This is a genomic window from Streptomyces sp. NBC_01429 (genome assembly GCF_036231945.1).
Classification (GTDB): domain Bacteria; phylum Actinomycetota; class Actinomycetes; order Streptomycetales; family Streptomycetaceae; genus Streptomyces.
This window is the reverse complement of the sequence record NZ_CP109599.1, coordinates 4,872,568-4,887,887: the sequence shown is the minus strand read 5'-3', so window position 1 is coordinate 4,887,887 and position 15,320 is coordinate 4,872,568. Positions and strand designations below refer to the sequence as shown.

The 15,320-nt window shown below is 72.6% G+C and carries 18 protein-coding genes; 9 read left to right on the top strand and 9 right to left on the bottom strand.

The window, feature by feature from the left end; translation table 11 throughout:
• Positions 1–278: 278 nt before the first annotated feature.
• Together OG627_RS21535 and OG627_RS21530 are read right to left on the bottom strand one after the other, a co-directional pair.
• Positions 279–1,115, bottom strand: a complete 837-nt coding sequence (locus tag OG627_RS21535; RefSeq protein ID WP_329067493.1) for a MurR/RpiR family transcriptional regulator — start codon at positions 1,113–1,115, stop codon at positions 279–281.
• Complete coding sequence (locus OG627_RS21530) at positions 1,112–2,833, bottom strand: aromatic amino acid ammonia-lyase (RefSeq protein WP_329067492.1); 1,722 nt, start codon at positions 2,831–2,833, stop codon at positions 1,112–1,114. The genes OG627_RS21535 and OG627_RS21530 overlap by 4 nt, the downstream gene beginning before the upstream one ends.
• 143 nt (positions 2,834–2,976) lie before the next feature.
• Here OG627_RS21530 and OG627_RS21525 point away from each other — a divergent pair, with 143 nt between their 5' ends.
• The 4 genes from OG627_RS21525 (at position 2,977) to OG627_RS21510 (ending at position 6,614) form a co-directional block, all read left to right on the top strand.
• On the top strand, positions 2,977–4,140 hold the full coding sequence (locus OG627_RS21525) for an ABC transporter ATP-binding protein (RefSeq protein WP_329072856.1): 1,164 nt from the start codon (positions 2,977–2,979) through the stop codon (positions 4,138–4,140).
• Positions 4,137–4,853 carry an ABC transporter permease gene (locus tag OG627_RS21520; RefSeq protein ID WP_329067490.1) on the top strand — a complete coding sequence of 239 codons (717 nt, stop codon included), beginning with the start codon at positions 4,137–4,139 and terminating at the stop codon, positions 4,851–4,853. Before OG627_RS21525 ends, OG627_RS21520 begins: the two co-directional genes overlap by 4 nt.
• A gap of 5 nt (positions 4,854–4,858) precedes the next feature.
• Positions 4,859–5,527 (top strand): ABC transporter permease, encoded by a 669-nt coding sequence (locus OG627_RS21515; protein WP_329067488.1) that lies wholly within the window; start codon positions 4,859–4,861, stop codon positions 5,525–5,527.
• A gap of 112 nt (positions 5,528–5,639) precedes the next feature.
• Positions 5,640–6,614, top strand: coding sequence for an ABC transporter substrate-binding protein (locus OG627_RS21510; RefSeq protein ID WP_329067486.1), 975 nt, complete (start codon positions 5,640–5,642; stop codon positions 6,612–6,614).
• A gap of 32 nt (positions 6,615–6,646) precedes the next feature.
• Here OG627_RS21510 and OG627_RS21505 read toward each other — a convergent pair whose 3' ends face one another.
• A complete protein-coding gene (locus OG627_RS21505) occupies positions 6,647–7,426 on the bottom strand; it encodes a TetR/AcrR family transcriptional regulator (protein WP_329067484.1) in 780 nt (259 codons plus the stop codon).
• Between the two features lie 83 nt (positions 7,427–7,509).
• On the opposite strand from OG627_RS21505, the gene OG627_RS21500 reads away from it, so the two are divergent.
• Complete coding sequence (locus OG627_RS21500; protein ID WP_329067482.1) at positions 7,510–8,397, top strand: NAD(P)H-binding protein; 888 nt, start codon at positions 7,510–7,512, stop codon at positions 8,395–8,397.
• Between the two features lie 40 nt (positions 8,398–8,437).
• Here the strand turns inward: OG627_RS21500 and OG627_RS21495 are convergent, their stop codons facing one another.
• Positions 8,438–10,234, bottom strand: a complete 1,797-nt coding sequence (locus OG627_RS21495) for a protein kinase domain-containing protein (protein WP_329067481.1) — start codon at positions 10,232–10,234, stop codon at positions 8,438–8,440.
• Between the two features lie 249 nt (positions 10,235–10,483).
• Between OG627_RS21495 and OG627_RS21490 the strand changes: the two genes are divergently transcribed.
• From OG627_RS21490 to OG627_RS21480, 3 genes are all read left to right on the top strand, one after another.
• Positions 10,484–11,104, top strand: a complete 621-nt coding sequence (locus OG627_RS21490; RefSeq protein ID WP_329067479.1) for a Uma2 family endonuclease — start codon at positions 10,484–10,486, stop codon at positions 11,102–11,104.
• Positions 11,105–11,206: 102 nt separating this feature from the next.
• On the top strand, positions 11,207–11,380 hold the full coding sequence (locus tag OG627_RS21485) for a hypothetical protein (RefSeq protein WP_329067477.1): 174 nt from the start codon (positions 11,207–11,209) through the stop codon (positions 11,378–11,380).
• 37 nt (positions 11,381–11,417) lie between these two features.
• Positions 11,418–11,585, top strand: coding sequence for a hypothetical protein (locus OG627_RS21480; RefSeq protein ID WP_329067475.1), 168 nt, complete (start codon positions 11,418–11,420; stop codon positions 11,583–11,585).
• 9 nt (positions 11,586–11,594) lie between these two features.
• Here OG627_RS21480 and OG627_RS21475 read toward each other — a convergent pair whose 3' ends face one another.
• From OG627_RS21475 to tsaB, 4 genes are read right to left on the bottom strand one after another with little or no spacing between them, the layout of a single operon-like run.
• Positions 11,595–11,870, bottom strand: coding sequence for a hypothetical protein (locus tag OG627_RS21475; RefSeq protein ID WP_329067473.1), 276 nt, complete (start codon positions 11,868–11,870; stop codon positions 11,595–11,597).
• Positions 11,867–13,030, bottom strand: a complete 1,164-nt coding sequence (gene tsaD, locus OG627_RS21470; RefSeq protein ID WP_329072854.1) for a tRNA (adenosine(37)-N6)-threonylcarbamoyltransferase complex transferase subunit TsaD — start codon at positions 13,028–13,030, stop codon at positions 11,867–11,869. The genes OG627_RS21475 and tsaD overlap by 4 nt, the downstream gene beginning before the upstream one ends.
• A gap of 18 nt (positions 13,031–13,048) precedes the next feature.
• Entirely contained in the window at positions 13,049–13,570 is a 522-nt protein-coding gene (locus tag OG627_RS21465) for a GNAT family N-acetyltransferase (protein ID WP_329072852.1), read from the bottom strand.
• Positions 13,571–13,620: 50 nt separating this feature from the next.
• Positions 13,621–14,274: a tRNA (adenosine(37)-N6)-threonylcarbamoyltransferase complex dimerization subunit type 1 TsaB gene (tsaB, locus tag OG627_RS21460; protein WP_329067470.1), complete on the bottom strand. Its 654-nt coding sequence runs from the start codon at positions 14,272–14,274 to the stop codon at positions 13,621–13,623.
• Between the two features lie 126 nt (positions 14,275–14,400).
• Between tsaB and OG627_RS21455 the strand changes: the two genes are divergently transcribed.
• The gene (locus OG627_RS21455; protein ID WP_329072850.1) at positions 14,401–14,940 is read left to right on the top strand and encodes a L,D-transpeptidase; all 540 of its coding nucleotides are present in this window, start codon (positions 14,401–14,403) and stop codon (positions 14,938–14,940) included.
• 103 nt (positions 14,941–15,043) lie between these two features.
• On the opposite strand, the gene OG627_RS21450 is transcribed toward OG627_RS21455, so the two are convergent.
• Positions 15,044–15,298, bottom strand: a complete 255-nt coding sequence (locus OG627_RS21450) for a hypothetical protein (RefSeq protein ID WP_329067468.1) — start codon at positions 15,296–15,298, stop codon at positions 15,044–15,046.
• Positions 15,299–15,320 lie beyond the last annotated feature (22 nt).

Sequence of the window (15,320 nt, the reverse complement as noted above, 5' to 3'; positions counted from 1 at the left end):
CCAACGGGGCATGAATCCCAGCACACAATGGACGGTCAGCCGCCGAACCGGCGCCGGGCCACCCCACACAAGTAGTGCGAGCTTCAGCCGGTCAAGGTCTCGTCGCGGAGTGCGTCCACGAACGACTGCCAGGACGCGGGCCCGAAGACGGCGGCGCCGCGCTCGCGGTCCTTGGTATCACCTGCGCCTGCTGGACCAGCCGGAGTTCGTCCCGCCGGCCCTCCGCTCCGACCGCCTCCCCCCTCCGCCGGCCCTCCGCTCCTCCGCCCCCGCGCCCCTCACTCCACGAAGAGCCCCCGCGCGCTCGCCCTCGCGTCGAACTCCTCCAGCCGCGCCTGCGCGTCGGGCAGCCCGTCGCACATGGCTTCCAGCAGCACCCTCCCCAGCAGCATCGGCGCGCACACCGTGTCGAAGGCGAGGCCCGTGCCGACCGCCGCCGGGATCAGCAGGTCGCTGTGGCGGGCGACCGGGGCGAACGCCGAGTCGGCGACCGTGACCACCGTCAGGCCGGCCGAGCGCGCGTACTCCAGCGCCTCGACGACCTCCCTGGGATGGCGCGGCAGGGCGAAGCAGAGCAGTGCACTCGCGCCCGCGTGCCGGGCCGCGTCGATGCGGTCGGCGAGCAGCGTGCCGCCCTCGTCCAGCAGCCGTACGTCCGGGTGGACCTTCGCGGCGAAGTAGGCGAAGCCGCGCGCCTGCGAGGAGGCGGCGCGCAGGCCGAGGACCGGCAGCGGGCGGGAGGCGGCGAGGAGGCGGCCGGCGCGTTCGACGGGCGCCGGGTCGGCGAGGAGTTCGGAGAGCCGGCGCAGATTCTCGATCTCGCCCTGTACGGCCTGCTGGTACTCGTTGTACGAGGAGTCCGGGTCGGCCGGTCCTGCGGGCGCGACCTCCCGCAGGTGGCGGCGCAGCGCCGGGTAGCCGTCGAAGCCGAGCGCGACCGCGAAGCGGGTGACGGACGGCTGGCTGACCCCGGCCAGCTCCGCGAGTTCGACGCTCGACAGGAACGGCGCGTCGGCGGCCTGCCGGACCATGCTGTGGGCGATCCGGCGCTGGGTGGGGGTGAGCCGGTGGCCCTCGAAGAGCTGCTGGAGTCGGGCGGCAGGGCTGTCGCTCATGCGATCCCCCTTGGGTGTCGGTCGGTGGGTTCGGCGGCTGCGGCATGGCCCGCGTCGTATTCGGCCTCGTACATCGCGGCGTACTCCGCGTCGTTCGCCAGCTCCGTGAACCGGTCGAGCAGCGCGGCGGCCGTGGTCACATCATCGGTCAACGGCCGGTCGACGATCGCCTCCTCCAGTACGGTCTCGGCCAGTTCGAAGGCCCGGCCGACCGGGAGTCCGGGCTCCGGGCGCAGTCCGCGCTGGCGCAACGCCCTTACGGCGGCGACCAGTTCGCAGCCGACGACCAGCCGGTACGCGTCCGCGAGCCGCAGCGTCTGGCGCGCGGCCAGCGAAGCGAAGCTGGCCTGCTCCTCCACGCCCCGGGACAGGACCGCGTGGCCGAGCGAGGCGGGCGCCGCGTACGCGCGCAGATCGCCCAGGGCCGCCCCGGCGGCGTACTCCAGGATCATCACCCCGGAACTGGCGGGCTCGGCGTCGGCGAGGAAGGGGCGCAGCCGGGTGAAACCTGGCTCGTTCAGGGCGGAGAGCCGGGAGGTGGAGAGCCGCGCGGTCTGGACGAGGGAGAGCCTGAAGTGGTCCAGCGCCAGCGCGATCTGGGCCAGATAGAAGCCGCCGTGGTGGTACGCGGCGGGGATCGGGTCCGTCTCCGTGCCCGGAAAGATCAGCGGGTTCTCGGCGGCTGCGTTGATCTCGACGGCGAGGGCGCTCTCCAGCGCGTCGGCGGCGTCGCGCGCCGGGCCGTGTATCTGCGGGACGCAGCGGAAGCCGTACGGGTCCTGGATCCGGCCGAGGGGCGGCCCCGGCCGCTCGGGGGCGCCGAGGAGCCCCCGCATGCGGGCGGCGACGGCGTACGAGCCCGGGTGCGGGCGCGCGGCGTGCACGGGTTCCGCGTACGCCTCGTAGGAGCCGTCCACGGCCAGCAGGGAGAGCGCGGCCACCAGTTCGGTGGCGACGAGGAGGCGGCGCAACTCGTCCAGCGCGAGGGCGGCCTGACCGAGCGTCAGGGCGTTGCTGCTGATCAGCGCGAGGGCGTCGTTGTTGTCGAGCGGCTGCGCGGCGGGCCCCCGGGCGGGACTCCGGTCAGGGCCAGGGGCGGGACTCCGGCCGGCCCCCCGGCCGGAAGACCGGCCGCCGCCATCCCCATCGCCTCCATCCCCATCGCCGTACCCACCCAGCCAGGGGTGCTCGCCCGCCAGCGCGAGGCCCAGTTGCGCGAGCGCCGCGATGTCGCCCGTACCGACCGAGCCGAACTCGTGGACCAGGGGGTACGCCCCCGACTCCAGCGCCTCGCACAGCGCAGTGACGACGGTGGGCCGCAGCCCGGCGCCGCCCGCGAGCAGCTGATTGGCCCGTACGGCGAGCATGGCGCGCACCTCGCGGGCGGGCAGTGGCGCGCCGACGGCACCGGCGTGGCTGCGCAGCAGGCGCAGCCCGTGGTCGGCGGCCTCGCTGGGCACGGCCTCGCCCCGGTTGGCGCCGACGCCGGTGGACCGCCCGTACACCCGGCCCGAGGCGGCCAGCTCACGGGCGACGTACCAGCTCTGCTCGACGCGCTTCATGGCGTCGGTCCCGGGTACGGGACGAGCGGCGCCTTCGGCCAGGCGTACGACGTCGGCGACCGGGAGGCTCTGTCCGTCCAGTACGACAAGAGCGGCCCGATCAGGCGTTCCGGCCCGGCCGACGCCCGGCGGGTCCGCCCTGTGGGACGACTTCATGTGCGAACGCCTCCTCTGGTCTGCTCTGCTCCGGGCCATCCGTAACCAGTGATTTACCTCGGGGCATTGACAATCTATTCAGCTACCGAGAACTCTGCATGACTATATGCAGCCAGGCAAGGGACGCGGGCAAGGGACTACTGATGATCAAATTCGACGCGGTGAACAAACGCTTCCCCAACGGCACCACGGCGGTTCACGACCTCACGCTGGAGATGCCGGAGGGCGGTATCACCGTCCTCGTCGGCTCCTCGGGCTGCGGTAAGACGACCACGCTGCGCATGATCAACCGCATGGTCGACCCGACCTCGGGCACCATCCGGCTGGGCGGCAAGGACATCCGCGAGCAGGACGCCGCCGAACTGCGGCGCGGTATCGGGTACGTGATCCAGCAGTCGGGCCTCTTCCCGCACCGTACGGTCCTCGACAACATCGCGACCGTGCCGCTGCTGCTGGGCTGGGGCCGCCGGAAGTCCCGCGCGCGGGCCGCCGAGCTGCTGGAGACGGTCGGGCTGACGGCGGAGGCCGGCAAGCGCTACCCGCACCAGCTCTCCGGCGGCCAGCAGCAGCGCGTCGGCGTGGCCAGGGCGCTGGCCGCCGATCCGCCGGTGCTGCTGATGGACGAACCGTTCGGCGCGGTCGACCCGGTCGTCCGGATCCAGCTCCAGGACGAGCTGCTCCGGCTCCAGCAGGAGCTGAACAAGACGATCGCGTTCGTCACGCACGACATCGACGAGGCGGTACGGCTCGGTGACCGCATCGCCGTCTTCCGTACCGGCGGCCATCTGGTGCAGTGCGCGCCGCCCGCCGAGCTGCTGGCCCGCCCGGCCGACGACTTCGTCGCGGACTTCCTGGGCGCGGAGCGCGAGTTGAAGCTGCTGTCGCTGACGACGCTCGCGGACGTCCCCGTCCAGCGGGCCACGACCGTACGGACGGTACGGGACGACGCGCCGGCGCCCCGGCCGGGAAGCGGACCGCATCTGGTCGTCTCCGCGCGGAACGAGCCGCTGGGCTGGCTGGACCCGGACGCCGGGGCGGCCGGCCCGCCCTCCCCCGTGCGCCCGCTGCGCGACACGGACTCGCTGCTCGCGGCGCTGAACGAGTCGATCGCCTCGCCGACCGGGCTGATAGCCAGGGTCGACGGCGACGGTGTGCTCACCGGGGTCACCTCGCGGGAGGCGATCCACGAGCACGCGGGCCGCAGGCACCGGCAGGCGACGCGGACGGAGCCCACCGCACAGGAGACGGCACCGAAGGACGATCCCGGAACCCCGGCCGCCTCCGCCACCCCCGGTGGGGCGATATGACCGTCGACTGGTCCTGGATCTCCGATCACGCGGGCGATCTCACCACGCTCACCCTCAGCCACCTCCAGGCCGCCCTGACCGCCGTCGTCCTCGGCCTGCTGATCTCCCTCCCGCTGGCCGTTCTCGCCCACCGGGTCCGCCCGCTGCGCGGGCTGCTCCTCGGGATGTCGAACGTCCTGTTCACCATCCCCTCGATCGCGGTCTTCGTGCTCCTGCTGCCCGTCTCGGGGCTGACCAGGACCACGACCGTGATCGGTCTGACGATCTACACCCTCGTCGTCCTGCTGCGGAACACCGTCGAGGGTCTCGACTCCGTGCCCGCCAAGGCCCGCGAGGCCGCCGTCGCGATGGGCACGCGCCCGCTGCGCACGCTGCTGACCGTCGAGCTGCCGCTCGCGCTGCCGGTGATCATGGCGGGGGTGCGGATCGCCACCGTCATGTCGATCTCGCTGGTCAGCGTCGCCACGTACATCGGTGACGGCGGGCTCGGCCAGCTGTTCACCGACGGCTTCCAGCGCAACTTCCCCACCCCCGTGGTGGCCGGGATCTTCCTGACCCTGCTGCTGGCGCTGGTCGCGGACGCGCTGCTGGTGACGGTGCAGTACGTGCTGACCCCCTGGACGAGGCGCCCCCGCACGAGGCGCCCCCGGACGACGCGGCTCCGCACGACGCGCCCCCGGACGACGCGCCCCCGGACGAGCGGGAAGGGCTGACCGCCATGTACGAACTCTTCAAGAACCTCGGCTCCTGGCTGGTCGCCGGCGAGCAGTGGACGGGCCCCGACGGCATCGGCCACCGCATCGCGGAACATCTCCAGTACTCGCTGCTCGCGACCCTCATCGCCGCCGCCATCGCGCTGCCCGTCGGACTGCTCATCGGCCATACGGGCCGGGGCGCGTTCGTCGCGATCAACCTGGCCTCCTTCGGCCGGGCGCTGCCGACGGTGGGACTGGTCGTGCTGGTCTTCCTGGCCGGCGGGCTGTCGATGACCCCGGTGTACGTGGCGCTGGTCGCCCTGGCCGTGCCGTCCGTCGTGACCAACACGTACGCCGGGATGACCGCCGTCGACCCGGAGGTCAAGGACGCTGCGCGCGGCCAGGGCATGCGCGGCCACCAGGTGCTGCTGCGGGTGGAGATCCCGCTCGCGCTCCCGCTGATCATGACCGGGCTGCGGCTCGCGCTGATCCAGGTGGTGGCGACGGCGACCATCGCCGCGTACGTCAGCTTCGGCGGGCTCGGCCGGTACGTCTTCGACGGGCTGGCGCAGCGCGACCTGGTGCAGGTGCTGGGCGGCGCGGTGCTGGTCGCGGTGGTGGCGGTCGTGCTGGACCTGGCGCTCTCGGGGCTCCAGCGCGTTCTGTTCCGCCACCGCCGCGCGGCGGCGTGAGCGCGTGCCGCCGCCGGAGCGCCGCCGCCGACCGCCGCCGTAACGCGGCATCGCCGCCGTACCGCCGTACCGCCGTAACGCCCGCCCGGAAAGCCGAAGCAAGGACGAAGCCATGAACGCACCGAGTTCACCGAAGCACTCCGCCCTCCCCCGCCGCGCGCTGCTCGGCGGCCTGCTGGCCACCGCCTCCGTACCCGTGCTCGCCGCGTGCGGCGGCGGCATCACCTCCCTGGACGGCCAGGGCGGCGGCGGGGGCACGGGCGGCGGTTCCAGCGCGGGCGGCGTCACCATCGGCACCGCCAACTTCACCGAGAACCAGATCCTGGGCCACCTCTACGCCGCCGTCCTCGGCGCGGCAGGCGTGAAGACGAAGGTCCGCCCCAACCTCGGGACCCGCGAGATCCTCATCCCCGCCCTCAAGGGCGGCGACATCGACCTCCTCCCGGAGTACCAGGGCGCGCTGCTCCACTACCTCTCGCCGAAGGCCACCGCCACGGAGGAGGGCGAGATGCAGAACGCCCTCGCCGTCGCCCTGCCCGCCGGGCTCCAGATCCTCCCGTACGGCAGGGCCGAGGACTCCGACGCCTTCGCCGTCACCCGGGAGACCGCCGCCAAATACGGGCTCGTCTCCCTCGCCGATCTGAAGAAGCAGAACGGCAAGCTGGTCATCGGGGCGGCGCCCGAGGTGAAGAAGCGGGTCGTGGGGGTCGTCGGGCTCAAGGAGGTGTACGGAGTCGAGTTCAAGGAGTTCAAGTCGCTCGACTCCTCCGGGCCGCTGGTCAAGGGCGCGCTGAAGAAGGGCGATGTGGATGTCGCCAACCTCTTCACCACGGACACCGACATCGCCGCCGAGGGCTGGGTCGTCCTCACCGACCCCAAGAACCTCGTGCCGGGCCAGCACGTCGTCCCGCTGATAGCCGACCGCAAGGCCGACTCGACGGTCCGCAAGGCCCTGGCGCGGCTGGGCGGGGCGCTCACGACGGAGGACCTCACCGAGCTGAACCGCCGGGTCGACAAGGACAAGAAGGACCCGGAGGACGTCGCGAACGCCTGGGCGGCGGCGCACGGACTGGCGAAGAAGCGCTGAGCCGGGCCGCCGGCCGCTGAGTGCGCGCGGGCTCAGCGGCCGATGGCCCGGTCCAGCCACTCGGACATGAGCGCGCGCTCGACGGCGGTCAGCGTCGGAAGCCGGGGTACGACGGTCCGGAACGCGACGGCGGCCGCGGCCGTGCCGTCCTCGGCGGCCCCGGACCCGGGGGCGGGCGCGGGCGCGGATACAGGCGCGGGCGCGGATACGGAGTCGGATACGGGCGCGGGCGTCGGCGCTTCGGTCAGGATCGACCGCGTCACCGCCTCGTACATCGCGTCGCCGAGGCCGAGGTCCCGGTCCTGCGGCTCCATGGCGAGCAGGGCGAGCACGGCACCGGTACCGGCGGCGTGAATCAGCTCGACGGCGCGGCGCTCCGAGACGCGGAGCCGGCCGGTCGCCGCGACGCGGCGCACGCGAGCCCGCAGGACCTCCAGGCCGGCGGCCACAGCCGGTGAACGGGCGCCCCGGCCGGGATCCGTGAGAAGGCCGAACAGCGCCGGGTTGGCCAGGCCGAAGCCGACATGCACGTCCCACCCCGCCCGAAGGTCCTCGATCGGGTCGCCGCTGTCCTCGGCGCGCTTCTTACCGGCGACATGGGCGGCGAAGACGTGTTCCGCGACGGCGTCGAGCAGGCCGTCCTTGTCCCCGAACAACCGGTAGATCGTCGGTGCCTGCGCGCCCGCCGCCTGGGCGACGGCCCGGGTGGTGACGGCGGCCGCACCCTGCTCGCTCAGGAGCCTCGCCGCGACCTCCACAAGCGTCGCCCGCGTCTCGCGTCTGCCGATATCTCCGGGTCGTGTCTCCACCATGTTCCAACGATAACGCATAACCGCTAACAATGTTCTATCATCGATAGCATCGTCGAGTTTCCAGGGATAACACGAGGTGGAACATGATCATCGTCACCGGCGCGAACGGCAAGCTCGGCTCCAGGACCGTTCAGCGGCTGCTCGATCGGATCCCCGCGGACCGGATCGGTGTGAGCGTGCGCAACACGGACAGCGCCGCCGGCCTCGCCGCGCGCGGCGTCCGGGTACGGCGCGGAGACTTCGCGGACCCCGACTCCCTCTCCGAGGCGTTCGAGGGCGCCACCCATGTGCTCGTCGTCTCGACGTACACCACCGGCCCTGCCGCGATCGCTCATCACACGGCGGCCGCCGACGCGGCCATAGCGGCCGGGGCCAAGCGTGTTCTGTACACGAGTCACCAGGGCGCGAGCGCCGACTCCCTCTTCGCCCCGATGCCCGACCACGCCGCCACCGAGCGGTACCTCGCGGGGACGGGCACACCGTTCACGGCCCTGCGCAACGGGTACTACGCGAGCACCATCCCGCTCCTCCTCGGCCAGGCGCTCCGGACCGGTGAACTGGTCGCCCCGGCCGACGGGCCGGTGTCGTGGACCGCACACGACGACCTCGCGGAGGCGACGGCGGTCATCCTCGCGGACGAAGGCCGGTTCGAGGGCCGGTTCGAGGGCCGGTTCGACGGCGCGACCCCGCCGCTGACCGCGCCGGACGCGCTCGACCTGGAAGACATCGCCGGCATCCTCGGCGACCTGACCGGACGCACCATCCGCCGGGTCGTCGCCGACGACGCCGAGTGGACGGCCGGCCTGGTCGGGCACGGCGTGCCCGAGGATCATGCGGCCTTGCTGCTGGGCATGTTCCACGCGTCCCGGCGCGGCGAGTTCGCCGCCACCGGGCCCACGCTCACGGACCTGCTCGGGCGGGACACCGTGCCGATCCGCTCGGTCCTGGAGGAAGTGGTCGCCACGGGCTGAACGCGCCCCGGGCAGAACGTCCTCGGCGGATGCGGCGGGTCTACCAGGACAGCCCCCGGGCATGGCCCGCGATGCGGGCCTGCTGGAGGGTGGTGAGCCGGGTCACGAAGAGGATGGCCAGCACGGTGGAGACGATGCCGAGGAGGTTACTGAACTGCGCGGTGACGATGCTGTCCGTGGCTTCGACGACGAAGGTGCCGTCGTACCAGCTGCTGATCGAGTCGATCGCGGACACCACGAGGTAGCCGAGCCAGAGCCACCACCAGGTGTGCAGCCGCCACCGCTGATCACCCGTCGGCCGGCCGGTCGTCGCCGTCCAGATGTCGTCCGCGATCCGCTTGGGCATGTAGAGGTTGACGATCGGGATGAACCAGGAACCGGACGCCAGCCCCGACGCGTAGCGGAGGCGCCCCGGCGCGAAGGACTCGGCGTTGAACCGCGTGCGCTGGAACCAGAACAGCCACATGGTCGCCACCACCACGCCCATCAGCATGTTGAGACCTTCGGACGCCATCGTCGCGAACCTCAGGTCCGCGAAGTCCCCGATGGCGTCGGGGGAAGACATGCTGTCCTGCGCCCCGAGACGGCTGTAGGCGACAGCGAGGACGAAGCCCCGCAGCAGCAGGGGCAGTACGAACAGGCAGAGCAGGATGGTCAGGGCCACCGAGAGGGCTCGGGCCGAGCGGGCGGGCGGCGGGAAGGGGGTGTACGCGGCGGGGGCCGGGGCCTGGAAGCCGCCCGGCGCAGGGCTGTGCCACGGGGGCGGCGTCGACGGGACGTACGCGAGGGGCGGCCCGAAGCCCGCCACGGGCACGGCTCCCGCCCCCGCTGCCGCTGTCGCTGCTGCCGCCGGCCCGGGCCTCGTCGCGCTCCCGGCGAGTACGTGGCCTTCCGGATCCTCACTGTCCAGGAGCCCCACGGCGTGCCTGCCCAGCGCCGCCAGCACCTCGCCCGGCAGCCACGCGCCACCGGACGCGGCGCCCGGAGCGGCGCCGGGCACGCCGTCCGCGTCCGCCGCACCCTCGATGGACGCCAACAGCGCCTCCAGTGAAGGGCGTTGGGCCGCGTCCTTCGCGAGGCAGGACGCGATCAGCTCTCCCCAGGGCTCGGGAATCCCCGTGAGGTCCGCCTCCTCCTCCGCGATCCGGAAGAGCAGCGAGTGGATCCCGCCCTCGCCGGTGCCGAAGGGCAGCCGTCCCGTCGCCGTGTACGCCAGTACGGCGCCCAGGCAGAAGACGTCACTCGCGAACGACACCCGCTCCCCGCGCACCTGCTCGGGCGACATGTAACCCGGCGACCCCACGAGGGCGCCCGTTCCGGTGAGTCCGTCGCCGGACTGCGCCGCCGTGTCGAGGGTGCGCGCGATGCCGAAGTCGATGACGCGGGGCCCGTCGATCGTCACCAGGACGTTCGAAGGCTTGAGATCGCGGTGCACGAGTCCCGCGCCGTGGATGGCCTGGAGCGCGCGTATGAGCCCGATCGCCAGCGCGCGCAGGGACTTCCGGGGCAGCGGTCCGTACTGGACGTCCACCACCTCGGTGAGCGAGGGCCCGGCGACGTAACCGGTGGCGACCCACGGCGTCGGCGCGTCCGTATCGGCGTCCAGCACGGGCGCCGTCCACTCCCCGCCGACCCGCCGCGCCGCGTTCACCTCCAGCGTGAAGCGCCGCCTGAAGTCGGGCTTGCGGGCCAGTTCTTCCCGGACGACCTTGACCGCGACCGTACGGCCGCGCTCGGAACGCGCCAGATAGACCCGCCCCATGCCGCCCTCACCGAGTCTGCCGAGCAGTCGGTAGCTGCCGATCCAGCCCGGATCATCCGGATTCAAACCGTCCATGGATGCTCCCTCAAACCCCAGGCATTGCGTCCGCACGAGGATAGGAGATGGGGGAGTGACGTGTGGGGCTCCAGTGCCTGGCAGTACGACAGGGGGCACAGGGGGGGGAGTCACCAGGGCGCGGGAGCAGCACGACACCCTTCGGGGGAATTTCTTCGAAAGTGCTGTGGGCATGTGCGCGTCTGCTCCAGCATCCGGTCGGGGCACCCGAGACGGGCTAGCCTGGCAACAGAGACAGGGAGGACTGCGATGAGCGCCGATCCCATCATGGAGCCGGTGGCCAAGCCGAGCCAGGACCCCATCGATCTACTGATCGCGATCGAGGAGGCGTCGGAGACGCCGATTCGGCCCGAGTACTTCGAGGGGATGGTGGTCGTGCCACCGCAACCGGACCACAGTCACAACCACGGCGCGTTCGAACTTTCGTTCCAGCTCCGTGCGGCGGGAATCGATCTGGCCGGCATCGGCAACGGCTTCCGCACCGGGCTCAGGAACGAGCGCACCCTCGCCCTCACCATCCCCGACTTCTACGTCATGCACCGCACCCCGACCGATATGGATGAGGCGTACCGCAAGGCGTACAAGGGCTGGTACCCGATCGACCTGCTCGCCCTGGTCGGGGAGGTCACCTCCAGCAATCACGAGACGGATTCCGGCCCCAAGTACCGCAGCTACGCGGCTGCGGGCATCCCCGTCTACGTGCTCATCCACCGCCAGGAGGCCAAGGCGTACGCCTTCTCCGACCCGGTACCGGAGAGCGGCAGGGACGCCGCGCACTACGCCACCAAGGTGGAAGTCGAGCTGGGCCGCCCGCTTCCGCTGCCGGGTCCCTACCCGTCGCTCGACACCGCCGTGCTCCTGGCGGACTGACGCGGGGCGCGGTCCGGCCGCTTCCGTGGCAGCAGCGCCGCCGCGACCGCCGAGGCCGCGACCAGCAGCAGCGCCGCCACGCCGTAGGCACGGGCGTACCCCGTGGCCGGGGCGGCGGGGGTGGTGCCGCACCTGACCGAACTGGCACCCCGCCGGGACGAGCTGTCGGACACGTACGACGTCACCGAGCAGCTCGGAGCGATCATCGACGGCCTGCTGCTCAGGGGCGGTTCACCCGAAATCGTCGCCAACTCCCCGCTTCCTGACGCATCATGAGGATGTCGACACCGCCCCAGGAGCCAAGGAGTACCGGATGAAACCTCGCACGCGCCAGACGGTCAGGGTCGTCCTGGCCTCCGCGATCCTTCTCTCGCTCGCCCTCACCGTCGCCGGAGAAGCCTCCGCCACCACGGCCTCCGGCACCACGGCCTCCGTCACCACGGTGCTCGCCGGGGACAAAAAGGTCGAGGTGATCAAGTAGTCCCGGTGATCAAGTAACGGTGCCGTCGGCGCCGAGCGACTCGAAGCGCCAGCGGTGGGCCGGGCGGGCGAGCAGGTCGGCCGGCGGCGCGGGGAGTTCCGGGACGTCGGCGTCGTACGGGCCGTCCCACCAGGTGATGACGAGGACGCGGTCCTGCGGGGCGCGCAGGAGTTCGTGACGGAGCGGCGCGGGCGCCAGCTCCCCGGCGCGCGCCCGCGCCCACTCCAGCAGCTCCCCGCCCCGGCCCGGCGCCGCCTTGGCCTCCCACATCAGCGCCACGGTCATGAGTACAGGTTCTCCTTGCTCAGCTCGTGCAGATGATCGTGGTCATGGCCGTGACCGTCACCATGCCCGTGACCGTGCCCGTGACCGTGCCCGTGACCCTCACCATGCCCGTGCTCGTGCCCCGGCACATGCGGCTCCGTCACCGGCAGCGACGAGTCCGCCGACAGCTCCCAGTCCGAGGCCGGCCGGTTGCGCGCCACCATCTCCGCGCCCAGCGCCGCCACCATCGCGCCGTTGTCCGTGCACAGCCCCGGACGCGGCACCCGCAGCCGGATGCCCGCGCGCTCGCAGCGCTCCGCCGCCAGCGCGCGCAGCCGGGAGTTGGCCGCGACTCCGCCGCCGATCATCAGATGGTCCACGCCCTGGTCCTTGCAGGCGCGCACCGCCTTTCGCGTCAGCACGTCGACCACCGCCTCCTGGAACGACGCCGCCACGTCCCGTACGGGCACCTCCTCGCCCGCCGCCCGCTTCGCCTCGATCCAGCGGGCCACCGACGTCTTCAGCCCGGAGAAGGAGAAGTCGTACGCGGCGTCGCGCGGCCCGGTCAGACCGCGCGGGAACGCGATCGCCGCCGGGTCGCCCTCCCGGGCCAGCCGGTCGATCACCGGACCGCCCGGGAAGCCCAGGTGCAGCACGCGCGCGATCTTGTCGAACGCCTCGCCCGCCGCGTCGTCGATCGTCGCCCCCATGGGCCGTACGTCGGAGGTGATGTCCGGCGCGAGCAGCAGCGACGAGTGGCCGCCGCTGACCAGCAGCGCCATCGTCGGCTCGGGCAGCGGACCGTGCTCCAGCTGGTCGACGCAGATGTGGGAGGCGAGGTGGTTCACGCCGTACAGCGGCTTGCCCAGGGCGTACGCGTACGACTTGGCCGCCGAGACGCCGACCAGCAGCGCGCCGGCCAGACCGGGCCCCGCGGTGACCGCGATCCCGTCCAGGTCGCGGGCCGAGACCCCGGCCTCCTTCAGCGCGCGCTCGATCGTCGGGACCATCGCCTCCAGGTGCGCGCGGGACGCGACCTCCGGTACGACGCCGCCGAAGCGGGCGTGCTCGTCGACGCTCGACGCGATGGCGTCGGCGAGCAGCGTCGTACCGCGCACGATGCCGACGCCGGTCTCGTCACAGGAGGTCTCGATACCGAGGACGAGGGGTTCGTCAGCCATTGTCATCAGCCATTCTCATCAGCCCTGGGGCTCGGTTCCTTGATGGGTCTTCACATGGAGGCGCATGACGAGCGCGTCGACGTTGCCGGGCTGGTAGTAGCCGCGGCGGAAGCCGATGGGCTCGAAGCCGAACCGTTCGTACAGCTTCTGCGCCCGGGTGTTGTCCACCCGCACTTCGAGCAGCACCTCCTCGCACTCGAAGGCGGTGGCGTGCTGGAGGAGATCGGTCAGCAGGCGCGCGCCGAGGCCGGTGCCCCACTGGTCGCGGGCGGCCGCGATGGTCTGTACGTCGGCGAGCCCGCCGGCCGCCGCGAGCCCCGCGTACCCGACGATCCGGCCACCGGAGCCGTCGGAGCCGTCGGAGCCGTCGGAGCCGTCGGAGCCACCATCCCCCGCCACCTCCGCGACGACATAGCGACGGGTCGCCCGGGGGCCGCGCGCGTGTGCCAGCTCCGACCAGAACATGCCGGGCGACCAGGCGTCCTCGGGGAAGAGTTCGTGTTCGAGCGCGAGGACGGGCTCGATGTCCCACCAGCGCATCTCGCGCAGTACCACGGGGGCGGGCACCACGGGGGCGGACTCCGGACCGGTCACTTCGGGGTGACCACCTTGTAGTTCTTCGGCACCTGCGCGTCGGGCCGGCGCAGATACAGCGGCAGCGGCGGCAGGAAGTCCCCGCCCGCCGCCAGTTTCTCGGCGGCCAGCGCGGCGAGCGCCGCCGCCGACTGGTGTTCGGGCCCCCTGGCGTCCGGGAAAGCGTCCGGGTAGAGCAGCCCGCCCGCGCCGACCACGGGCAGCCCCGCCAGCGCCTCGGCCAGCTCGGCGGGCCGGTCCACGGCCGGGTCGGTCAGCCGCGTACGGCTGTCCGCGTACCGGGCCCAGTAGACCTCCTTGCGCCGAGCGTCCGTCGCCACGGCGAACGGCTCGTCGAGCCCGGCGGCGTACGCGAGACCGTCCAGCGTGCACAGCCCGCGCACCGGCACCCCGAGCGCAGAGCCGAAGCTCAGGGCCGTGACGAGGCCGACGCGCAGCCCCGTGTACGGACCCGGCCCCACCCCCACGACCACATCGGTCACGGCGTCCAGTTTCACCCCGGCCCCGGTGAGGACCCGGTCGACGGCGGGCAGCAGCAGCTCCCCGTGGCGGCGCGCGTCGACCGCGCTCTCGGCGGCCAGAAGGGAGCCGCCGTCGTGGAGAGCGACGGTGACGGCGGGCGTGGCGGTATCAACGGCGAGCAGAAGCACGCAAACAGCCTACGGCCCCCCGCCCCCGGAGCACGCCGTCCCTGGTACCGGGACGCCTGCTGCTACCGTCCCCACGGGGTCGTACGCACGAGAGGCGGATCAAGGGTGTCCAGGAGCAGCTCCGGAATCGTGGCCGCGCTCACAGCCGCGGCCATCGCCACGGTCGGCTTCCTCGCCTACCAGGCGTCGGCGAACGCGTCCGACGCCCTCGGCAAGCCCTCGGGGACACCGAGCGCCTCCGCGTCCGCGTCCGCCTCCGGCGCCGCCGCCCAGCCCCGCAAGGACTCGCGCGCGCTGCCCGCCGATTCGGGCAGCGGCGAGCGGGTCGTCTACTCGCTGCGCGACCGGCGGGTGTGGCTGGTGGACGAGGACGGCAGGCAGGAGCGGAGCTTCGCGGTCGTGCCGAGCACGATCAGCCCGGAGACCGGTTCGTATCTCGTGTCCTCGCGGTCCGGCTCGATCACCGGCTCGGACGGGGTACGGATCGAACACGTGGTCCGGTTCGCGAACGTCAACGAGGTGGCGATCGGCTTCAGCGCGGCGGTCGACGGCACGATGTCGGCCCCCGACCCGTCCCTGAAGACGGGCGGGGTCCGGATGAAGCGGGCGGACGGGAACGCGCTGTGGACGTTCGCGACGGTCGGCACGAAGGTCGTCGTCGTCTAGAGGCGGGCCGACGTCGGACCGTACGCCGTACTTAGGCCCTGTGCCGCCGTCAGCCGCCTCCAGTAGAGGCGGGTGCCGTCACCTCCAGTAGAGGCGGGTGCCGTCAGGCCGCGTCCCGCCGCAGCGCGTCCTCCGCGGCCTCGCGCGCCTCTCCGGCCTCGCGCGCCGCCTCGGCCACCGCGGCGGCCGCCGAAGGCGTGTGCGGGGGCGTGGAGACGGCTCTGGCCGCCGCGCAGGACGCCAGCAGGTCTTTCATCGGTACGGAGGACGGCGACAGCGCCCGCGACAGGTACGCCGGGGACTGCGGCCGCGGCTGCGGCTCTGACTGCGGACGTGATGCACGCTCGGGGGCCGGCATGGATGCCTCCTGTGGCTCCGGG